Source organism: Mesorhizobium sp. LMG17149 (assembly GCF_024518695.1).
Lineage (GTDB): Bacteria > Pseudomonadota > Alphaproteobacteria > Rhizobiales > Rhizobiaceae > Mesorhizobium.
The window spans coordinates 12,514-31,560 of sequence record NZ_JANIFL010000012.1 but is presented as its reverse complement, the minus strand read 5'-3'; the positions used below and the strand labels follow the sequence as shown (position 1 = coordinate 31,560).

Annotated in this window: 20 protein-coding genes and 1 tRNA gene; 11 read left to right on the top strand and 10 right to left on the bottom strand. The window is 62.6% G+C overall.

Going from position 1 to position 19,047, the window contains the following annotated elements; translation table 11 throughout:
* The first annotated feature begins 50 nt into the window (after positions 1-50).
* Genes NP945_RS25365 through NP945_RS25355 form a run of 3 tightly spaced genes read left to right on the top strand, consistent with a single transcriptional unit; the run spans position 51 to position 3,599 of the window.
* Entirely contained in the window at positions 51-1,097 is a 1,047-nt protein-coding gene (locus NP945_RS25365; protein WP_127395714.1) for an ABC transporter permease, read from the top strand.
* Positions 1,094-1,978: an ABC transporter permease gene (locus tag NP945_RS25360; protein ID WP_256747873.1), complete on the top strand. Its 885-nt coding sequence runs from the start codon at positions 1,094-1,096 to the stop codon at positions 1,976-1,978. Before NP945_RS25365 ends, NP945_RS25360 begins: the two co-directional genes overlap by 4 nt.
* Positions 1,968-3,599 carry an ABC transporter ATP-binding protein gene (locus tag NP945_RS25355; protein ID WP_256747872.1) on the top strand — a complete coding sequence of 544 codons (1,632 nt, stop codon included), beginning with the start codon at positions 1,968-1,970 and terminating at the stop codon, positions 3,597-3,599. The genes NP945_RS25360 and NP945_RS25355 overlap by 11 nt, the downstream gene beginning before the upstream one ends.
* A 52-nt stretch (positions 3,600-3,651) precedes the next feature.
* Here NP945_RS25355 and NP945_RS25350 read toward each other — a convergent pair whose 3' ends face one another.
* Positions 3,652-4,215: a TetR/AcrR family transcriptional regulator gene (locus tag NP945_RS25350; RefSeq protein WP_256747871.1), complete on the bottom strand. Its 564-nt coding sequence runs from the start codon at positions 4,213-4,215 to the stop codon at positions 3,652-3,654.
* A 103-nt stretch (positions 4,216-4,318) separates the two neighbouring features.
* On the opposite strand from NP945_RS25350, the gene NP945_RS25345 reads away from it, so the two are divergent.
* The 3 genes from NP945_RS25345 (at position 4,319) to NP945_RS25335 (ending at position 7,147) form a co-directional block, all read left to right on the top strand.
* Positions 4,319-5,134, top strand: coding sequence for an oxidoreductase (locus NP945_RS25345; protein WP_127395716.1), 816 nt, complete (start codon positions 4,319-4,321; stop codon positions 5,132-5,134).
* Positions 5,135-5,219: 85 nt separating this feature from the next.
* The gene (locus tag NP945_RS25340) at positions 5,220-6,086 is read left to right on the top strand and encodes an alpha/beta fold hydrolase (protein WP_256747870.1); all 867 of its coding nucleotides are present in this window, start codon (positions 5,220-5,222) and stop codon (positions 6,084-6,086) included.
* 59 nt (positions 6,087-6,145) lie between these two features.
* On the top strand, positions 6,146-7,147 hold the full coding sequence (locus tag NP945_RS25335) for an NADP-dependent oxidoreductase (protein ID WP_256747869.1): 1,002 nt from the start codon (positions 6,146-6,148) through the stop codon (positions 7,145-7,147).
* Positions 7,148-7,167: 20 nt separating this feature from the next.
* Here NP945_RS25335 and NP945_RS25330 read toward each other — a convergent pair whose 3' ends face one another.
* The 3 genes from NP945_RS25330 to NP945_RS25320 form a co-directional block, all read right to left on the bottom strand.
* Positions 7,168-7,641 (bottom strand): VOC family protein, encoded by a 474-nt coding sequence (locus NP945_RS25330; protein WP_174800353.1) that lies wholly within the window; start codon positions 7,639-7,641, stop codon positions 7,168-7,170.
* Positions 7,642-7,684: 43 nt separating this feature from the next.
* Positions 7,685-8,833: an amidohydrolase gene (locus tag NP945_RS25325; protein WP_256747868.1), complete on the bottom strand. Its 1,149-nt coding sequence runs from the start codon at positions 8,831-8,833 to the stop codon at positions 7,685-7,687.
* A gap of 149 nt (positions 8,834-8,982) precedes the next feature.
* Positions 8,983-9,426, bottom strand: coding sequence for an SRPBCC family protein (locus NP945_RS25320; RefSeq protein WP_256747867.1), 444 nt, complete (start codon positions 9,424-9,426; stop codon positions 8,983-8,985).
* A 417-nt stretch (positions 9,427-9,843) separates the two neighbouring features.
* Between NP945_RS25320 and NP945_RS25315 the strand changes: the two genes are divergently transcribed.
* Positions 9,844-9,987 (top strand): hypothetical protein, encoded by a 144-nt coding sequence (locus tag NP945_RS25315; protein WP_023809352.1) that lies wholly within the window; start codon positions 9,844-9,846, stop codon positions 9,985-9,987.
* A 104-nt stretch (positions 9,988-10,091) separates the two neighbouring features.
* Here the strand turns inward: NP945_RS25315 and NP945_RS25310 are convergent, their stop codons facing one another.
* Complete coding sequence (locus NP945_RS25310; RefSeq protein ID WP_256747866.1) at positions 10,092-10,784, bottom strand: DUF2270 domain-containing protein; 693 nt, start codon at positions 10,782-10,784, stop codon at positions 10,092-10,094.
* A gap of 152 nt (positions 10,785-10,936) precedes the next feature.
* Between NP945_RS25310 and NP945_RS25305 the strand changes: the two genes are divergently transcribed.
* Positions 10,937-11,671, top strand: coding sequence for a gamma-glutamylcyclotransferase (locus tag NP945_RS25305; RefSeq protein WP_127322398.1), 735 nt, complete (start codon positions 10,937-10,939; stop codon positions 11,669-11,671).
* Here NP945_RS25305 and NP945_RS25300 read toward each other — a convergent pair.
* From NP945_RS25300 to NP945_RS25280, 5 genes are all read right to left on the bottom strand, one after another.
* On the bottom strand, positions 11,658-13,634 hold the full coding sequence (locus tag NP945_RS25300) for a glycoside hydrolase family 127 protein (protein ID WP_256747865.1): 1,977 nt from the start codon (positions 13,632-13,634) through the stop codon (positions 11,658-11,660). The genes NP945_RS25305 and NP945_RS25300 overlap by 14 nt on opposite strands.
* A gap of 14 nt (positions 13,635-13,648) precedes the next feature.
* On the bottom strand, positions 13,649-14,506 hold the full coding sequence (locus NP945_RS25295; RefSeq protein ID WP_127272570.1) for a carbohydrate ABC transporter permease: 858 nt from the start codon (positions 14,504-14,506) through the stop codon (positions 13,649-13,651).
* Positions 14,506-15,426, bottom strand: a complete 921-nt coding sequence (locus tag NP945_RS25290) for a carbohydrate ABC transporter permease (protein ID WP_127381884.1) — start codon at positions 15,424-15,426, stop codon at positions 14,506-14,508. Before NP945_RS25290 ends, NP945_RS25295 begins: the two co-directional genes overlap by 1 nt.
* A gap of 171 nt (positions 15,427-15,597) precedes the next feature.
* Positions 15,598-16,845: a sugar ABC transporter substrate-binding protein gene (locus NP945_RS25285; protein ID WP_127326526.1), complete on the bottom strand. Its 1,248-nt coding sequence runs from the start codon at positions 16,843-16,845 to the stop codon at positions 15,598-15,600.
* A gap of 62 nt (positions 16,846-16,907) precedes the next feature.
* On the bottom strand, positions 16,908-17,951 hold the full coding sequence (locus NP945_RS25280; RefSeq protein ID WP_256747864.1) for a LacI family DNA-binding transcriptional regulator: 1,044 nt from the start codon (positions 17,949-17,951) through the stop codon (positions 16,908-16,910).
* Between the two features lie 422 nt (positions 17,952-18,373).
* Between NP945_RS25280 and NP945_RS25275 the strand changes: the two genes are divergently transcribed.
* From NP945_RS25275 to NP945_RS25265, 3 genes are all read left to right on the top strand, one after another.
* Positions 18,374-18,449, top strand: a tRNA-Cys gene (locus NP945_RS25275).
* Between the two features lie 190 nt (positions 18,450-18,639).
* Positions 18,640-18,843 (top strand): hypothetical protein, encoded by a 204-nt coding sequence (locus NP945_RS25270; protein WP_127326527.1) that lies wholly within the window; start codon positions 18,640-18,642, stop codon positions 18,841-18,843.
* Positions 18,844-18,848: 5 nt separating this feature from the next.
* A complete protein-coding gene (locus tag NP945_RS25265; RefSeq protein WP_127269694.1) occupies positions 18,849-19,040 on the top strand; it encodes a hypothetical protein in 192 nt (63 codons plus the stop codon).
* Positions 19,041-19,047 lie beyond the last annotated feature (7 nt).

Below are 19,047 nucleotides of genomic sequence, written 5' to 3'. Positions count from 1 at the left end.
TCAGCTGGCTCCGAGTGCAGGGCTGCCGCCCAAAGGGAAACGCCACGCACATGAACCCCGTCGCAAGAACGGTCCTGCAGCGCCTTGGCCTCGGCCTGGTCACTTTGTTCATCGTGTCCATCATTATCTTCTCTGCGATCGCAATGCTTCCAGGCGACTTCGCCAAGGCCACGCTCGGGCAATCGGCGACGCCCGAAACGGTCGCCGCGTTCCAGCGGGAAATCGGCATCGATCGTCCGCCTGTCGAGCGCTACTTCGTTTGGGTCGCCCAGATGCTCCATGGCGATTTCGGCTCTTCGTTTGCGAGCCGCACCGGATATCGGCGTACCGTGGCCGAGATCATCGCACCACGCCTCTACAACACAATGTTCCTTGCAGCGGTGACTGCGCTGATAGCTGTTCCTCTGGCCTTGGGGCTTGGCATTCTGGCTGCGCTGTACCGCAACGGCTGGTTCGACCGGCTGGTGAATGTCGCGACACTGACAACCATTTCATTCCCGGAATTTTTCGTCGCCTATATGCTCGCCTACCTGGTGATCTCGCGCGACACGTTCATCGGATCCGATTTCGCTCAAACGCTGCCTCATTGGCTCACTGTCTTGCTGAACTGGATGCTCAATGCGGTTCCCAAATTTCCGACATTGTCGAATGTGAACGATCAGACGCCATTTTGGGAGCATCTCTGGAAAGTCGCCCTGCCGGCAATCACGCTTACGCTCGTAATCGTGGCCCACATGATGCGCATGACCCGAGCGGCTATCATCAACATGCTGGCAAGCCCCTATATCGATATGGCGCGCCTCAAGGGAATGTCCCCGATGGTGATCGTGCTGAGGCATGCCCTGCCCAATGCCTGGGCTCCGATCGTCACTGTGGTGGCGTTCAACCTGGCGTATCTCATCGTCGGAGTGGTCGTGGTCGAGGTCGTTTTCGTCTACCCCGGCATCGGCCAGCTGATGGTTGACGCGGTGAAATCCAGGGATGTTCCGGTTGTCCAGGCCTGCGCCCTGATTTTCGCCGCGACTTACATCCTTCTCAACCTGCTGGCCGACATTATTTCCATCGCCACCAATCCCAGGCTCTTGCACCCGCGATGACCAGATCCGAATCTGTCGCGGCGGTTCAAAGGCTGAGGCGCTCGCGTGCCACCCGGGCGAAAACTGCGCTGAAGAAGGCACCGTTCAGCGCATGGTTCGGCATCGTCGTGATCCTCGGCTACGTCTTTGTTGCGGTCTTAGCGCACTGGATAGCCCCATATGGCGAGACGCAGGTTTTCAGCGAAGCCTTCGCGCCGTGGAGCCAGGAGTTCAAACTGGGAACCGATCAGCTCGGCCGCGACATGCTCACCCGCTTGATCTACGGTGCGCGCAACACCATCGCTATCGCGGTCGCGACCACGTTGCTGTCCTTCGCGGTCGGCGTCTCGCTCGGCCTTCTTGCCGCATTGTACAGGGGGTGGCTCGACCAGATCTTGTCGCGTGCGGTGGACGTGCTGATGTCAATCCCGAGTCTGATCTTCGCGCTGGTGCTGCTGACGATCTTCGGCTCGTCGCTCACCAGCCTGATTGTCATCATTGCGCTTCTCGATTCCACCCGGGTCTTTCGGCTTTCTCGCGCCGTCGGGCTTAACGTGGCGGTGATGGAATATGTCGAGGTGGCACGATTGCGCGGCGAGGGACCGAAATGGATCATCGCCAAGGAAATACTTCCCAATGTCATGCCGCCACTGGTCGCCGAGTTCGGCTTGCGATTCTGCTTCGTGTTCCTGACAGTCGCGGCGCTGTCGTTTCTCGGCGTCGGTATTCAGCCGCCGACGGCCGATTGGGGATCAATGGTGCGCGAGAACGCGACCCTGATCACCTACGGCGATGTCACCCCGCTACTTCCGGCCGGCGCGATTGCTCTCCTTACGGTGTCCGTGAATTTCGTTGTGGACTGGTTCCTGCACGCAACAAGCGGGTTGCGGGATGAAAAGTAGCGGCCCAGGCCCACGCGAAAAAGGAAAGGATCTGCTTCAAATCCGCAATCTGCATGTGGAGGGGTTCTCGGATGAGCGGTGGCATCCCATTGTCCACGGGATCGATCTGACGCTGAAGCGGGGCCAGGTTCTTGGGCTGATCGGAGAGTCAGGCGCCGGCAAGTCCACCATTGGCCTTGCCGCAATGGGTTATGCCAAGCCGGGCTGCCGGATCACGCAAGGCTCGGTCCTGTTCGACGGGATTGATCTTCTGGCAGTCAATGAAAAAGGGCGCCGTCGCCTCAGGGGCTCCCGCATTGCCTATGTCGCGCAAAGCGCGGCTGCCTCTTTCAATCCGGCACATCGGCTCTTGGAACAAACCGTCGAAACCGCGGTGGCGCATGGACTTGCTGGCCGGGAAGAGGCGAACCGGAGCGCCGTCGATCTTTATCGACGCCTTCAACTCCCAGAACCGGAGACCATAGGCTTTCGTTATCCTCATCAGGTCTCCGGCGGGCAGTTGCAACGGGCAATGACAGCGATGGCAATGGCTTGTCGTCCGGACCTCATAATATTCGACGAGCCAACAACGGCGCTCGATGTGACCACGCAGGTTGAAGTTCTAGCTTCCATTCGCAACATCGTGGAGGAATTCAGCACCGCTGCAATCTATGTGACGCATGACCTGGCGGTGGTGGCGCAAATGGCGGATCGTATCATGGTTCTGCGCCACGGACGTACCGTGGAGGAGGCAGACACACGCCAGATGCTGGCCTCGCCCAGCCAGGAATATACAAAAACGCTGTGGGCCGTACGCAAGCTCGCCAAGCCCGAAGTTCCAGCCGATGACTATCTGCTGACGATAGACAACGTTACCGCGGCCTATGCAGGAAAGGTCAAGGTGCTCCAGGATGTCTCCATCAAGGTTCCGCGCGGAAGAACCGTGGCTGTGGTCGGCGAATCCGGTTCGGGGAAATCGACGCTCGCTCGAGTCGTCACCGGCCTTTTGCCGCCAATTTCAGGTTCGATTTCTTTTGCCGGCCAGCTTCTTCCCACGAGCCTGAAGACGCGGCCGAAAGAGGTCCTGCGCCGCATACAGATGATTTATCAGATGCCCGACAACGCCCTGAATCCGCGCCAAACGGTCGAAGAAGTCATAGCTCGGCCGCTCGAATTCTACCTCGGCCTTAAGGGCGCGCGGAGGGATCGCCGGATCGGCGAACTCATGCACATGGTCGAGATGAGCGAAGATTTTCTGGAACGCCTGCCTGGCGAGCTGTCGGGTGGCCAAAAACAGCGCGTCTGCATTGCCCGGGCGTTGGCTGCCGATCCGGAGCTTATCATCTGCGACGAGATCACGTCCGCGCTCGACCAGATCGTCCAAGAGGAAATTCTCAAGCTTCTCATACGTCTCCAACGTGAACTCGGAATGAGCTACATCTTCATTACCCATGACATTGCTACCGTGCGCGCGATAGCCGACGAAATCGTCGTCATGCACCGCGGCAAAGTCGTCGAGCAGGGATTGAAGAGCGAAGTTCTCACGCCACCGCACGCGGCCTATACCGAACGGCTTTTGTCCTCTGTTCCGGAAATGAATCCGGACTGGCTGACAAGGCTGCTGGCCAGCCGGAAGATCTGACGGATCGGCTATCCGCGCCCGGCATGTTCCTCACTGTCAGCTTCCTGGAGCGCTAACGCTGCTCGATCAGCGTCTTCGCCGCATCTTTCCCCACCGAGAGGATGCGATCGGACAATTCCGTTCCGCCCACGGCGCGGGCCATTTGCAGCGTGCCGAGGAGCGTTGCGAAGACAGCCAGCGCCACGCCCTCCGGATCCTTGGCCTGCGGTAGCGCTTGCGCCAACTGGCGCACCAAAGCCAGCAGGTGGTCTGTATAGGCTTCACGCGTCTCAGGCGGCTGACGGGCGAGCTCCGGCAGCAGCGCGGCTGACGCGCAGCCCTTTCCGGGATTGTCCCGGTGCTCGGCCGACAGATACGTGCCGATGGCCATCTCCACGCCCGAAGCCAATGCTTCCGCCAGTTGCTGCGCCTGAAGCTCCATCGCCGCCGCCACGCTTTCGCGGACAAGCTGCGCCTTGGATTGAAAGTGCGGATAGAAGGCGCCGTTCGTAAGCCCGGCGTCGCCCATGATGGTCGCCAGTCCGGACGCGGCGATGCCGTCGCCGCGAAAGCGTTCTGCCGCGACCTCCAGGATCCGTCCGCGCGAGGCGTCCTTCCGGCCCTTTTCGTAGCGCATGGCTGCTATTCCTTTCTGCTATTGCATTATGAGTGTAATCTGATATTACGACTGTAATTCAACGGGCGCAAAAAAGCTAGCCCTCATGATTTTGGAGCACGAAATGAATGCGAATTCCGAAAAAACCGCTGTTGTGACGGGAGCCTCTTCGGGCATTGGCCGCGCCAGTGCCGAGGCTCTGGCAAAGGCGGGGTTCACAGTCTTCGGAACCAGCCGGCGCAAGGCCGACAACGGCCCGGACGGGGTGACCATGCTGGTTTGCGACGTGACCGACGGTGAGGCCGTTGCCGCACTCGTTTCGACGGTGCTGTCGCAGACCGGCCGGATCGACCTCTTGGTCAACAATGCCGGCGTCGGCCAGCTTGGAGGCGCCGAGGAATTCTCGATTGCACAGGTGCAGGCCTTGTTCGACGTCAATCTGTTCGGCGTCATTCGCATGACCAATGCGGTGCTGCCGTCGATGCGGCGGCGTGGCGAGGGGCGCATCGTCAATATCGGCTCTGTGCTGGGACTGGTGCCGGCGCCGTATTCAGCGCATTATTCGGCGGTCAAGCACGCGCTCGAGGGCTATTCGGAATCGCTCGACCACGAGGTTCGTGCCTTCAATATCCGCGTCTCGGTCATCGAGCCGGCATTCGTTCGCACTGTCTTCGACCAGAACGGGATCCAACCGGATTCGCCGTTGCAGGAATACGATCAGGCTCGAGCTACGCTGGAAGCGCTGCTTCGCGATGTGATGCCCGTAGCCGATCGGCCCGAAGTGGTGGCGCAGGTGGTCGTCAAAGCAGCGACCGATGCCCGTCCGCAACGGCGCTACACCGCCGGCAGGGCAGCGCGCCAGGTCAGTCTGCTGCGCCGCTTTGCTCCCGCGGGGATATTCGACAAGAGCCTGCGCAAACAGTTCCGCCTGCCGGTTTGACCAAAAGCGAGCAGAGGATTTTACGCACATGCGACTGGCAACGACAACACGATTGGCCAGCCCCCGCAAGGCGGAGGTGCCAAGCATGACACATGGGTTCAAGCGGTCGCCCCACTTACGGGCATCGTTCCAGGACGCGCCAACGCACTCCGTCGATGTCGGCGGCACGGCATTCGTCTATCGGCAGCTCGGACCAAGGACGGGCGTGCCGGTAATCCTGCTGAACCATCTCGGCGCTCAACTGGACAATTTCGATCCACGCATCGTCGATGGCCTCGCCGCGACCCGGTGGGTGATTGCCTTCGACAACAGGGGCGTTGGTGCTTCAGGCGGCAAAACGCCGTCACGCATCGCCGAGATGGCACGGGATGCGGTCGCCTTTGTCCGGGCGCTGGGGTTCGATCAAGTCGATCTCTTCGGTTTCTCACTCGGCGGCTTCGTGGCGCAGGAGATCGTGCTGACCGAGCCCGGGCTTGTGCGCAAGCTCATCCTGGCCGGCACCGGGCCGGCCGGCGGCCAAGGCATCGACAAGATGACGCCACTGACGATCGTGGACATGATCAAGGGTGCGCTGACTTTTCGGGATCCGAAATACTATCTGTTTTTCACCAGAACGGTGAACGGGAGCCGCGCCGCGAAGGCGTTCCTGCAGCGGCTGACAGAGCGCAAGGCCGACCGCGACAGGCCGATATCGCTTAGCGCGTTCGGCGCGCAACTCCGGGCGGTGAAGGCTTATGGACTACAGGCGCCGCAAGATTTGAGCGCCATCCGCGTCCCTGCGCTGATCGCAAATGGCGATCACGACAGGATGGTGCCGAGCGTCAATACCCACGATCTCGCCCGCCGCATTCCGGGGGCGCAATTGGTGATCTATGCGGATGCCGGCCATGGCGGGGTGTTCCAGAACCACGCGAATTTCGTTCCGAAAGCATTGGCCTTTCTCGAGGCCTGACACCTCTCACCGGGCGGCTTTCGTCCCGAACATCAACAATCTCTCAGAAAGTCACTGCCATGAAGGCATTCGTCGTCGACAAATACAGCAAGAACGGCACGCTGCGGCTGGCCGAAATGCCGGAGCCGAAACTCGGGGACAGCGATGTCCTGGTCGAGGTCCACGCCGCGGCGGTGAACCTGCTCGATTCCAAGGTCAAAACCGGAGAGTTCAAGCTGATCCTGCCCTATCGCCGGCCGTTCATCCTGGGTCACGACGTGGCCGGGAGGGTTGTCCGCGTGGGATCGAAAGTCCGCAAGTTCAAACTCGGCGACGACGTCTATGCGCGGCCGCGCGATGGCCGGATCGGGACGTTCGCCGAGTTCATAGCCATGGATGAAGCCGACGTGGCCCTGAAGCCCGGGAACCTCAGCATGGAAGAGGCGGCCTCGATCCCGCTGGTCGGCCTGACCGCCTGGCAGGTGCTCATCGAAAGGGCCAGCCTGAAGAGGGGACAGAAGGTCTTCATTCAAGCCGGATCCGGCGGCGTGGGGACATTCGCCATCCAACTGGCAAAGCATCTCGGCGCGACCGTTGCGACCACCGCCAGCGCGGCGAGTGCCGGTCTGGTCAAGGGGCTCGGCGCCGATGTCGTCGTCGACTACAGGAAAGACGATTTCGAAAAAGTCCTGTCGGGCTACGACGTCGTCTTGAACAGCCAGGACGCCAAGACACTTGAAAAGTCACTGAATGTGCTGAAACCGGGAGGCAAGCTCATCTCCATCTCCGGCCCACCGGATCCGGACTTCGCCAGGGAAAAGGGACTGAACATGGTGCTGAGGCTGGTGCTTCGCCTGCTGAGCCGCGGTATTCGAGCGAGAGCCAAGCGCCGTGGCGTGACGTTCTCGTTTCTCTTCATGTGGGCGCAGGGCGAGCAGTTGAGCAAGATCGCATCGCTCATCGAATCCGGCGCGATCCGCCCCGTCGTCGATCGGGTCTTTCCCTTCGAGGCGACCAACGAGGCGCTGGCCTATGTCGAAACAGGACGTGCCAAGGGCAAGGTCGTCATCAAGGTCCGATAGCAACTCAGCTGCGATCGAGGTCAGCCGCGCCGGGCTGCATCGATCGCCGCAACGTCGATCTTCGTCATCTCCATCATTGCATCAAAGGCGCGTTTGGCTTCCTCGCCGCCGGCCGCCATGGCCTCGGTCAACGTGCGCGGCGTGATTTGCCAGGACACGCCCCATTTGTCCTTGCACCAGCCGCACGCGCTCTCCTGGCCGCCATTGCCGACGATGGCGTTCCAGTAGCGGTCGGTTTCCTGCTGATCGTCGGTGGCGATCTGGAACGAGAAGGCCTCGCTCTGCTTGAATGTGGAGCCGCCGTTCAATCCGATGCAGGGAATGCCGGCAACGGTAAATTCGACCGTCAACACGTCGCCTTTCTTGCCGGACGGAAAGTCGCTCGGCGCACGGTGAACGGCGCCCACCCTGGTGTCGGGAAAGGTCTCCGCGTAGAAGCGAGCCGCAGCCTCGGCGTCCTTGTCGAACCAGAGGCAAATCGTGTTCTTTGGCATCGTTGGCATTGCGTGTTCCTTTCGGTGTTGGGGTCGGCGGAGGTCAGCCCAGCAAATTACGTGCCGTGCGCATGAAGATCCTTGACCCGATCGGGATCAGGTCGTCGGGAAAGTCATAGTCGGGATTGTGCAAGGCAGGGTGCCGCTCGCCTGCACCGAGGAAGAACATCGCCGACTTGGCACTGTGGCCGAACAGGCCGAAATCTTCAGAGGCGCGCATCGGCAGGGCTTCTTCGCCGTGCGCGACGCCCTCTTCATCAAGTGCGCGCCGCAGATGCTCCACCGCGTCCGGCGCGTTGACGCTGGCGACGAAGATCTCGTGATAGTCCCAGCGGACGGAAAGGCGATGCTCGCCCGCGATCCTGGCGACCAGTGCTTCGGCAGCAGCGCACAGGTTTGCCATGCGCTCGTCACGCCGGGTGCGCAGCGTGGCCCACACCTCGGCGTGAGCCGGCGAGATGCCGAACACGGCTTCGCCCATCGCGGCATGGGTGACCGTCAGCATGGAGAAGTCGTCGTCGGCGAAGGTCCCGCGCCCGAGCGCCGGCAGCGCCGGCATCAGCTCACTGATCGCCAGCATCGGCGAAATGCCGGTCTCCGGCATGGACGAATGGGCGGTCTTGCCCTCCAGCACGATGCGCATGCCGCGTGACGCACAGTTGACCACGCCGGGCTTGAGCCGCACCTCGCCGAACGGCACGCCGGGCAGGTTGTGCAATGAGAAAGCGAAATCCGGAGCGATCTCGCCGAAGCGCGGATCGGCGACGACGCCGGCCGCGCCATTGCCGGTTTCCTCCGCCGGCTGGAACATCAGCACGACGCGGCCGCTTGCAGGCCTCTCGCGCCCCAACTGACGACCGAGGGATGCCAGGATCGTGGTGTGTCCGTCATGGCCGCACATATGCGACTTGCCCGGCACGCGCGACGAATGCGGTACGCCTGAAAGTTCTTCGATAGGCAAGGCATCGAGTTCCGAACGGAACAGCACCGTCGGCCCCGCTTTGCCGCTGTCATATATGGCCGCGACGCCATGCCCGCCGAGTTGTGTCAGCACCTTGTCCGGCCCCGTATCGGCGAGGAAGGCGACGACCTCCTTTGCCGTCTTTTCCTCTTCATTCGAGATTTCCGGGGCCTGGTGCAGCTGGCGCCGCCACGCGGTCAACTCGATGATGTCTCGGTTGGTCAGAGTCATGCTTTTTCAGCCTCCGCTGCATTCTTCATTGACACGTCCAGTCACAGGGGATGTCGATGATGAATTGCTAGCGACAAAGGGCAGTTCCCGCCACAGTCCAAGTCTCACGCTTCGGCAGGCCAGAAACGACCCGTTCTTCCGGCCCCAGCCTATTGCTTGATTTCGGGTTCGACGAGCTTTGCCAGGTTTCTGAGCGACTCCTGCCAGCCGAGATAGCAGGCCTCGACCGGAATGACGTCCGGAATGCCGGCCTGGGTGATGTCGATTTCCGTGCCGACCGACACCTTTTTCAAGATCACGGTCACCCGGATCTCGCCGGGCAGGTTGGGATCGTCGAACCTGTCGGTGTAGAGCAGGCGCTCGCCCGGAACGAGTTCGAGATACTCGCCGCCGAAGGAGTGGCTGTCGCCCGTGGTGAAATTGCGGAACGACATCTTGAACGTGCCGCCGACCTTTGCCTCCAAACTATGGACCGTGCAGGTGAAGCCGTTTGGCGGAAGCCACTTGGCCAGCGCGTCCGCTTCAACGAAGGCGCGATAGACCTTTTCCGGGCTGGTCGTCAGGACGCGGTGCAAACGTACGGTGCCGGGCATAGCTGGATCCTTTCATCAATGCCTGTTGGATACCCCAAGGACGGACGAAGCCTGGCCAGTCCGACATTGGTTTGCGAATTTTTTGACAGCGTGCGGCCTGTGTACGCCGCGGGCCTGCCGTTCGACCAGCGCTTATCAACACCAGGCTCGGGCGAGGCGGCTCTGGATCTGGCGTCATCTGCTAAATCGGGTTCCTGAGCTATCTTATTGTTCAGGCGCGGTTTTACCGATTGGCGCGAACGGCCGCGCGTCCCGGCCAATGCTTCGAACGCGCTAAATAGGGCAGCGCGTCTTTGCCGTCCATGTGCCGATCATTAGAATTTGCATCTGATCAGAGTTGATTTCCTATCAGGCCGTTAATGCGGCCATGCTGTTAATCAGCGCTTGCTAATGAGTCTTTCGAACCCGAGGCAAGCAATGACCAAGAATCTCGGCAATGCACGTCATACGCCGGCGAAGGACCAGCAGGTCTCCCTTCTAGGCAAAGCCGCGCCGGCACTTTTTCCGCTGGTCGTGGCGGCACTGGGCTACATGATTGGCAAGCAGTTCTTCGGCATCTAGCCGCGAAGACAGGGTCTTCCGTCCCCAAACGTCCCGGCGGACCAACCATGTCAACGCCGCAGGGTGCCGTTGACATTGCAGCGGCGTGTCGCCGGACATCAACGTCAAACATGCACGTCGCCAAAGGACAGTTCGCCGTCGTCATCGGCCGTGAAAAAGACGATGGCAAGCAACCCGACATAGAATGCGGCCACAACAACCACGATCGCCACACCGGGAACGGGGCCAAGGGCGGCGCTGTCCACCGCCTCGCGAAGCGAGCCGGCAAAGCCGGTCCTGACGCCTACGGTTTGAAGGCTGGGTGTGGATATCTTGAGCACCCAGGCCAGCAAGAGGATCAGGAACAGGTAGATGTAATTTCGCCGCAGCCGACGGGCTAGCGCGACGCGCTGCGACAGCAGGAATTTCGGCGCGCGCAGGCCTTCGCCGACGATGAGCAGCCAGTCCGAGGCGAAGTCGGGCTGTGGGGAAAAGATCTGGGCGAAATAGTGACGCTCGAACTGGCGTACGCGCGCCCGATAGAAATCGAAGAACCGATAGCGGCGCGCCTCGATCCATAGCAGCAGCAGGATCAGCAGCATGGCGAACAGCAGCACGCCGTGATGCGCACTGGCCGTCGACAGCGATACCGAAAGCAGCGCCGCCACCACCGTGATTGCCCAATTGGTCGTCAGGTCGAGCCGGTCGCGCCATCCCGCCATGCGAGCGATCTCGGCGCGGTGGAAATGGGACAGCGTGTTGACGCGCTCCGCCGATGAAAGGACGGGGCCAGCGGGCTGTGCCGACGCGTCGTTCATGGCATCCTCCGGCAAGGAACAGAACAGTTTGCCGGCAACATCGTTCCAAGACGCATCACGCAAGAGCGGCATCGGCCACTCGATCTCGGCTGCACGGCCCTTGAGAATCCTTCAGCCTTCGGCAACATGGCGGTAGGACTGGGAGCGCGAAGATGAGCAAGGCCATTTCCACCGCATCATCGAGGGTCCCGCGCAACACGCCGATGGCGCTGACCGAGGCGTTGGTCGCGCGCACCATGCGTGCTGTCGAGGATGCCGGGCCGACGCCGGGCATGGTTCACATGACCGATGCCGACTATGCGCGCATCCGCGACGAGGTGCTGGCCGGCGCTCCGGCCGGGCCGCTGAAACTATTTGCCTATGGCTCGCTGTTGTGGAAGCCCGCCGGCGAGGTGAGGGGCGGAGAACGCGCGGTGGCCAGCGGTTGGCATCGTTCGTTCTGCTTCACGGTGCAGCGTTTTCGCGGCACGGTCGAGCAGCCCGGCCTGATGATGGCGCTCGATCGCGGCGGCCAGTGCCAGGGCATGGTGTTCGAGATCGCGGAACCGGTGGCGGCTAACCTCGAAGCGCTCCTGCGCCGCGAAATGACTATCCTGCCCGCCGTCAACGTGCCGCGCTGGCTGCAGGTCAGGACCGAAGGCGGCCCATGTCGCGCGCTTGGCTTCGTCGTCGATCCCGCCAATCCGCGTTATGCCGGCAACCTCGACAAGCAGGCGATCGCGGCGACGCTGGTGACAGCCGTTGGTCATTGGGGCTCGGGCGCGCAATATCTTTTCGAGACGATCCGCCACCTCGAAGCCTGCGGCATCCGCGACCGCAATTTGTGGCGGCTGCAGGAACTGGTGGCCGAAGAGATCGGGCTAACATCACAACTCACCCGTCCCTGAGCCATACCAGCATCTCGCCGGGCTCGCGGTTGTCCCAGGCGAAATAAGGAATGGCGGTCAGGCGCGTCTCGGCGGTGGCCGGCGGCTCGGGCCTGTAGAGCCCGTCCCGCCACCCGTCGGCGGCATCGGCAAGTGCCGCGGTCGACAGCGTCACCACACCGCCGAGAAGTTCCGGCCGGTGCTGCGCTTCGATGGTGGCCGTCCGCGGCAGCGTCAGGCGATGCGGCTGGCTGTCATTGTCTGATGCCTCGACGCAATAGATCAGCGGGCCGCGCGACAGCGCGACGCGGCCGGCATCCTGGCGCACCTGCGGGTTGGCATAAAGCCGCTCGATAGGCATTTCGAGATCGAGCCGGACATCATCGCCATTCGTCCATGTCCGTTTGATCGCGGCGTAGCCGTCGCTGGTGATCTCAGCCAGCTTGATGGCCTCGCCGTTCACCTTCAACTGGGCACTGGCGCTCCAGGCTGGAATGCGCAGGTGCAAGGTGAATTCGACCGGCGCCTGCGGTTCGAGCGCGATCTCGACGGCGCCGTCCCAGGGGTAGCGGCTCGTCTGCGTCACGCCGACCGGGACGCCCGATATGTCGAAACGGGCGGTCGAGTCGCCATAGAGGTGGATGGCCAACGCGTCGTCGGCCAGGCTGTAGAAATAGCTGCCGATCGAGGCGACCATGCGCCCGATATTGGGTGGGCAGCACGGGCAGCGGTGCCATTTCCACCTGTTGTGCTTGCCCCGGCTTTCCAATGGATTCTCGTAGAAAAACAGCGAGCCGTCGAGCGACAGGCCCGAGATCGAACCGTTGTAGAGGGCGCGTTCCATCATGTCGGCGTAGCGCGCATTCGGCCCCATGCCGAGCATGCGGCTGGCCCAGAACACCAGGCCCACCGCTGCACAGGTCTCGGCATAGGCGCTCTCGTTGGGCAGGTCATAGTCGCTGGTGAACCCCTCATTGTGCGCCGATGGCCCGAGCCCGCCGGTGATATAGAGGCTCTTGGTGGTGAGATCGTCCCACAGAAGGTCGAGCGCCGACCGCAGCGTGTCATCGCCATATTCGGTGGCGATGTCGGCCATGCCGGAATAGAGGTACATCGCTCTGACCGCGTGGCCGACGACCTTGTCCTGCTCGCGCACCGGGATGTGCGACTGGCTGTATTCATAGGTCTTGAAATGATAGGCCTTCGGGTCGGCGCCGCGGGCGCGGGCCTCCTCGTCGAAATAATGCGGCTGCTGCCCGCGCTGGTCGATGAAGTATCTGGCCAGCTCCATGTATTTCCGCTCGCCTGTCACCCGCGCCAGCTTGACCAGCGCCAGCTCGATCTCCTCATGTCCGCAATAGCCCTTCTTCTTGCCGGGCTCGGGGCCGAGCACCGACGCGATATGGTCGGCATAGCGGCACATGATGTCGAGCAGCTTGCGTTTTCCCGTCGCCTGGTAATAGGCGACCGCGCCCTCGATCAGGTGGCCGGCGCAATAGAGCTCGTGGCAGTCGCGCAGATTGGTCCAGCGCTTGCCGGGCTGGATGCGCTGATACCAGCTCGAGAGATAGCCGTCCTCCTGCTGCAGCTTGCCATACATGTCGATGACGGCATCGATCTTCTTCTCCAGTTCGGGGTTCTTGCGCCGGTAAAGCGAATAGGCCGCGGTCTCGATCGTCTTGCCGAGATCGGAATCCCAGAACATCTGCGTGGTCACCGTCGATCCGGTGAATTCCGCGCCCTGGCGGTCGGCTTCGTCGGGGGAGGGCGAGTGGAAGGGGATGACTATGCCGGGCGAGGGGCGGTCCGGATCGATCTGCTCCAGCATGCGGGCCTCGACGCAGCGCTCGTAGAGGATGTCGGCGGTGCGTGTGGCGACAGCGTCGGCGCGGTCGCCCCAGAAGCCGTGCACGTCGACCTGCGGCACCGGCAGCGGGCGGAAGGCGAGCTTCGGTTTTCCTTTTGCGGATGGCGATGGGGTCATGAACTTACTCCATTCTATTTGACGGCCCCGGCCATCAGGCCGCGGATGTAGAAGCGCTGCAGCGCCAGGAAGAGGATGAGGCACGGCACCATCATCACGGTGACGCCCGCCTGCACCGCGCCCCAGTCGATGGCTCCGAAGCGGCCCGACTGCAGTGCGGTCATCATCACCGGCAGCGTGAACTTGGATTGGTCGGTCATCAGCACGAGGGCGGCGAGGAATTCGTTCCAGGCGCCGAGGAAGGCAAACAGGGCGATGGTGACCACGCCCGGCCAGACCAGCGGCAGCATCACTTTCAAAAGCATGGTGAGATTGCTGGCGCCGTCCATGCGGGCGGCCTCCTCGATCTCGCGCGGCACCGCGTCGAAGGCGTTGCGCATCATGAAGATCGAGAACGGCAGTTGCAGCGTCACATAGACGCCGACCAGGCCGGTCAGGGTGTTGTGCAGGCCAAGCTTGGTCAGCACCAGGAAGATCGGCGTCAGGATCGACTGGAACGGGATCATGATCGTCGACAGGATGAGGATGAAGAACAGGTCCTTGAACGGAAACCGGAACCGCGAAAAGCCGTAGCCGGCCAGCACGCTGACGGCGACCGACAGCACGACCGTCATCACCGAGACATAGATGCTGTTTTGCGCCGAGACCCACAGCCCGTCGCCGAAGCTGTTGAGCGTGGCATAGTTCTCCAGCGAGAAGCCTGATGTCGGCCAGGGCGGCAGCGGCGGCAGGCGTGCTTCGGCCGCCGGCTTGAACGCCGACAGCACCGCCCAAACAATCGGCGCGGCGAACAGCACCGAGGCGACGATGCCGGTAGAATGCTCTGCGACGCGGCTCAGGAGCCGGCGGCTACGGGAGGCGGCCTGCGCCATCAGTCGAGACCCTCCGGCTTGCGCAACAACCATAGCTGGACGAGGCTGAGCGCCACCAGGATGACCAGCAGCACCATGGAAAGTGCCGCGCCATAGCCGAGCTTGAACGACACGAAGGACTGGTTGAAGATCCAGTAGACCGCCGTCAGCGTCTGGTTGCGCGGGCCGCCGCGCAGGATGATGTAGAACTGGTCGAAGGCGAGGATCGAGCCGGCGACCGACAGGATCAGCGCCAGCGCCAGCGTGCGGCGCATCAGCGGCAAGGTGATCGCCCTGAACCTGGCGAAAGGCCCGGCACCGTCGATGACGGCCGCCTCCTGCAGGTCCTGCGGGATCGATTGCAGGCCGGCCATCAGGATGATCATGGTGAAGCCGGCGACCTTCCAGACGACCATGGCGATGATCGACCAGAAGGCCGGCTGGAAGGTGGCCAGAAGGTTGAACTTCCTGTCGATCAGTCCGAGGTCGTAAGCGGCCGGGCTGAACAGGCCGGAATCGACATTCAGCAACCACGACCAGAGCAGGCTGGCCGAGGCGAAACCGACAACCGCCGGCATGAAGAACATGGTGCGGTAGAGATTGGTCAGCGGCCGCGGCCGTTCGACGAACAGCGCCAGCGGAAAGGCCACCACGAAGATCGCGATGGTGACGATCACCGTGTAGAAGGCGGTGAAGCGCAGCGCGTTCCAGAACCTGGTGTCGCGCAGGATGGCGACGTAATTGCCGAGGCCGATAAAGCTGTGCTCGCCCATCAGCGGCCAATTGTGCAGCGACATCCACGCCGTCATGCCGAGCGGGATCAGGAAAAAGACGACGACCAGCGCGACAGCCGGCGCGACATAGAGCAGGCCGATCCATTGTTGGCGGCTGGCGACCCTGCGGGCGCGGGGCGGGGCGGGGGTTGCTGCGGTGATGGTCATGGCTGTTCCCTTGGCGCTGCGTCCCCCTCCCCCTTGAGGGGAGGGTCCGGCCGTGGGCCGGGGGTGGGGTCCTCTGCGGAGCGCGCCGACATCAAGAAACGTCGAGCACTGCGGTGGCGACCCCACCCGGACCTGCGGTCCGACCTCCCCTCAAGGGGAGGTGAGGTTGGGCTATTTCTGCGGCGCCTGGTCGATGATCGATTGCATCGTCTCTTGTGCGTTGGCTATGGCGCCGTCGACATCGTCGCCGAAGAAGACCTCGTTGATCATCTGCGTCCACGGCCCGTTGGCGGAGTTGATCAGGTCGTTGAACACCACCGAATAGGGCGTCTTGCCCTTGGTCATGGCCTCGGCGGCGACCTGGTAGCGCGGATCGAGATCCTTCAGCGCCTCCTTGGCGATGTCGCCGCGCACCGGCAGGCTGCCGTATTTGGCAAGGATGGTCTGGCCTTCAAGCGAATAGGCGAAGTCGAGGAACTCCTTCACCACGGGCAGTTTCGTGGTGCCCTTGGTGACGACGAAATTGTCGCCGCCGGCAAAGGACGACCAGCCGCTGTCCTTGCCCGGCAGGAAGGTGACGCCGTAGTCGATATCGGGATACTGGGTGTTGAGCGCGCCGATGGCGAAGGCGCCGGACGGCGAGATGCCGATATTGCCGGCGGCAAATGCCGCAAAGAAGTTGGCGCCGGTATCGGTCTGCGCGCCCGCCGGCACCAGGTCCTTCTTGACCATCGAGCGGTAGAGATCGATGGCGCCGCGCAGTTGCGGGCTGTCCAGCGTCGCCTTCGAGCCGTCTTCGCTCAGGATGTCGCCGCCCGACGCCCAGATCAGCGGTGTGAAGGTGAAGATGTTGCAGCCGCCGCAATTGCCGGAGAAGTAGAAGCCCTTGATGTTGCCGCCGAGCGCGTTGACCTTCTCGGCATCGGCCGCGATCTCGGCCCAGTTGGCCGGGCCTTTTTCAGGGTCGAGGCCGGCCTGCTTGAACAGTTTCTTGTTCCAGATCAGCACCGAGGCGTCGGCGGAGAAGGGCAGGCCGTAGATGTGGTCCTTGTAGGTGCCGGTCTTCACATGCGCAGGCGACAGGCTGGCAAAATAGGGCAGGGACTTTGCCCAGTCGGTAATGTCCTCCAATTGGCCGGCTGCGGCGAATGAGGGCGTGTAGATCAAGTCGAGCGACAGCGCGTCGGGCGCCGTGCCGCCGGCGGCCGCGGCGCCGTATTTCGGGATGATCTCGGCATTGGGAATGATGTCGAGTTTGACCTGGTTGGTGTGCGCCTTGTTGTAGGCATCGACGATCCTCGGCATGAAATTCGAGCCGTCGGCGCGCACCCAGATGTTGGCCGTCTCGGCGGCGGCAGTGCCGAGACCGCCACCCAGAACGGCAGCGGCCAGGGTCAGTTTGGCAATCAGGTTCCTCATGTTCTCCTCCTCCAAGGTTGCCGCGGTCCGCGGCTTGGCGCCGATTGCGCGGCGCTTCGTTTTCAGCCACCCGGCGGATGGCCGCATGACTGCCGCACCACCAGCCGGCACGGCAGTTTTCGAATGCCTGGCGCGGCGGGCTTGCCGCCGACCAGCGAAAGCAGGGTCAACCCGGCCTCGCGCCCGAGCGCGACAAGGTTCATGTCGACAGAGGTCAGCGGCGGGCGCGTCGCCTCGGCCACGATCTCCCAATTGTCGAAACCGATGACGCCGACATCACTGGGGACGTCGAGGCCGCGTTCGCGCAGCGCATCGATGACGCCGCGCGCGATCTGGTCGTTGCCGCAGAAGACCGCGTCCGGCCTTTCGCTTTTGCCGTCGAACAGTTGCGCAACCGCCTGGTGACCCCAGGCTTCCGACCAGGAGCCGAGCAGCGGCTCGCTGACCGTCAGGCCGTTTTCGACCAGCACGTCGCGGTAAGCCTGGACGCGCGCGTGCACCACGGCAAAGCTCGCCGGCCCGGTGACATGGGCGATGCGCTTGCGGCCCAGCCGGCAGAAATGCTCGACGGCCAGCCGGGCGCCGCCAACATCGTCCGAGACGAAGGCGACGGCGCCGGGATCTGGCTGCGTGAAGGCATAGATCACCGGGACGCGCAGATTGGAGAGGTCGACGGGCAGATGGCGATCGATGCGCTTGCCGGTGGCGATGATGCCGTCAACGCGCTTGTCGAGCATGGCGTCGACATGCATCTGGCCCAGCCGCGGATCCTCCTCGACATTGCACAGGAACACCGAGACGCCATTGTCGACCAGCGCGTCCGAAATGCCCGACATCAGCGGCAGCGAGAAGCGGCCATAGGTATCGTTGGTGAGCAGGCCGACGGTGAAGCTGCGGCGCCGGAGCAGGCTTTGCGCCAGGCTGTTGGGCCGGAAACCGAGCCGCCGGGCGGTCTCGCGAATGCGTTCGCGCGTCTCGGCTGTCATCCGGCCCTGGCCGTTGAGCGCCTTGGATGCGGTGGCGACGCTGACTCCGGCCTGGGCGGCCACGTCACGCAAGGTGACTGGCTTGGAAAAGACCGGAGCAGGCAGATCGTCCGATGGCATCGCGCCGAGATCCTTGGTTGGGAAAAGGTTTTCTCTTACCGGGCCGGATGAGGCCCGGCAGGTGGCCGAGCCCGACGACGATTGCTTGGGAAAACCTTTTCTCAGATGAAGCTAAGCCAGATCGAATCGCTGTTCAAGGGGAAAGTTGGTTGGCCTCCGCTCCTCTCCTCCGAAATGCAACGCGGGGTAAAAGCAGCCTCGGAAGCGGTAGCTCAGGGGAAGAACGTCAGTCGCAGTGCTGGAGGCCCTCGGTCGACACGGGGCGGGCTGCCGCTTGGGGCGTGAAGGATCGCAACTCTGCGCCGGAAGCGAGGCCCGGCAAGGTTTGCTGACGAACGCTCTGAAACTCGATGCCGAAAATTCTGAACAATCCCTCGGGATTAACCTTTCCGTAAATATTTGGCCGCTACTTCGACAGCCATGGCCTCGTGGCGGAGCGGCTACGCTGGAGACGGCAAATCTCTGAAGCCTCGGTTCGATCCCGAGGCGAGGCCTCCAAAATTTCGCGTCCCAATCTGCCCCGAGCGCAGTCAGTTCCCACGAATAGATTGTGTGTTGCGAAGGCAGTGCGGACCGGCCGTCAAAGCAGTCCTGTCTTGAATTTGGCATGCAGGCGCTCGCGAAAAGAGTGCTATGGAAGGGAGGCGAGCGTTGTTGCTTCGCTTTTTCCTGACATTCGAGGCCTTTCGTGCGTGAACCGTCGCTGCTGCCCGTTTTTGGAAAACTTGGCCTCAAGACCCCTGTCGCCTTGGCGGCGGCACCGGTCTCGCCGGCAGGTGTGCCGCACCTGCGGAAGCTTCTGGCCGCGCATGGCGGCATGGTGCTGAAACTGTCGGTCGTCGCCTGGACGGTGCTGATCCTGGGCGCCGTGTTTTTCACGATGCAAGGCTGACCGGCATGGCCAACCGCTACACGGTGCGCATGGAGCTTCCCCAGAGTTGGAGCATCATCGATGTCTTCACCGGCCAGCCTGCGGTTGTCCGGCAAAAGGTGATGGTCGGGATGGGGCCGCGCGAGGCCGAGGACATGGTCGTGCAGATGAATGTCCGCGACGTCAAACGCCGCGAAAGGGCCGAGCGCAAGACCTGATCGCGGT

What these genes read in the sequence shown, in the direction of transcription:
- NP945_RS25365 (WP_127395714.1), top strand. Translation starts at nt 51, where the DNA reads ATGAACCCCGTCGCAAGAACGGTCCTGCAGCGCCTTGGCCTCGGCCTG.
- NP945_RS25360 (WP_256747873.1), top strand. Translation starts at nt 1,094, where the DNA reads ATGACCAGATCCGAATCTGTCGCGGCGGTTCAAAGGCTGAGGCGCTCG.
- NP945_RS25355 (WP_256747872.1), top strand. Translation starts at nt 1,968, where the DNA reads ATGAAAAGTAGCGGCCCAGGCCCACGCGAAAAAGGAAAGGATCTGCTT.
- NP945_RS25350 (WP_256747871.1), bottom strand. Translation starts at nt 4,215, where the DNA reads ATGCGCTACGAAAAGGGCCGGAAGGACGCCTCGCGCGGACGGATCCTG.
- NP945_RS25345 (WP_127395716.1), top strand. Translation starts at nt 4,319, where the DNA reads ATGAATGCGAATTCCGAAAAAACCGCTGTTGTGACGGGAGCCTCTTCG.
- NP945_RS25340 (WP_256747870.1), top strand. Translation starts at nt 5,220, where the DNA reads ATGACACATGGGTTCAAGCGGTCGCCCCACTTACGGGCATCGTTCCAG.
- NP945_RS25335 (WP_256747869.1), top strand. Translation starts at nt 6,146, where the DNA reads ATGAAGGCATTCGTCGTCGACAAATACAGCAAGAACGGCACGCTGCGG.
- NP945_RS25330 (WP_174800353.1), bottom strand. Translation starts at nt 7,641, where the DNA reads ATGCCAAAGAACACGATTTGCCTCTGGTTCGACAAGGACGCCGAGGCT.
- NP945_RS25325 (WP_256747868.1), bottom strand. Translation starts at nt 8,833, where the DNA reads ATGACTCTGACCAACCGAGACATCATCGAGTTGACCGCGTGGCGGCGC.
- NP945_RS25320 (WP_256747867.1), bottom strand. Translation starts at nt 9,426, where the DNA reads ATGCCCGGCACCGTACGTTTGCACCGCGTCCTGACGACCAGCCCGGAA.
- NP945_RS25315 (WP_023809352.1), top strand. Translation starts at nt 9,844, where the DNA reads ATGACCAAGAATCTCGGCAATGCACGTCATACGCCGGCGAAGGACCAG.
- NP945_RS25310 (WP_256747866.1), bottom strand. Translation starts at nt 10,784, where the DNA reads ATGAACGACGCGTCGGCACAGCCCGCTGGCCCCGTCCTTTCATCGGCG.
- NP945_RS25305 (WP_127322398.1), top strand. Translation starts at nt 10,937, where the DNA reads ATGAGCAAGGCCATTTCCACCGCATCATCGAGGGTCCCGCGCAACACG.
- NP945_RS25300 (WP_256747865.1), bottom strand. Translation starts at nt 13,634, where the DNA reads ATGACCCCATCGCCATCCGCAAAAGGAAAACCGAAGCTCGCCTTCCGC.
- NP945_RS25295 (WP_127272570.1), bottom strand. Translation starts at nt 14,506, where the DNA reads ATGGCGCAGGCCGCCTCCCGTAGCCGCCGGCTCCTGAGCCGCGTCGCA.
- NP945_RS25290 (WP_127381884.1), bottom strand. Translation starts at nt 15,426, where the DNA reads ATGACCATCACCGCAGCAACCCCCGCCCCGCCCCGCGCCCGCAGGGTC.
- NP945_RS25285 (WP_127326526.1), bottom strand. Translation starts at nt 16,845, where the DNA reads ATGAGGAACCTGATTGCCAAACTGACCCTGGCCGCTGCCGTTCTGGGT.
- NP945_RS25280 (WP_256747864.1), bottom strand. Translation starts at nt 17,951, where the DNA reads ATGCCATCGGACGATCTGCCTGCTCCGGTCTTTTCCAAGCCAGTCACC.
- NP945_RS25265 (WP_127269694.1), top strand. Translation starts at nt 18,849, where the DNA reads ATGGCCAACCGCTACACGGTGCGCATGGAGCTTCCCCAGAGTTGGAGC.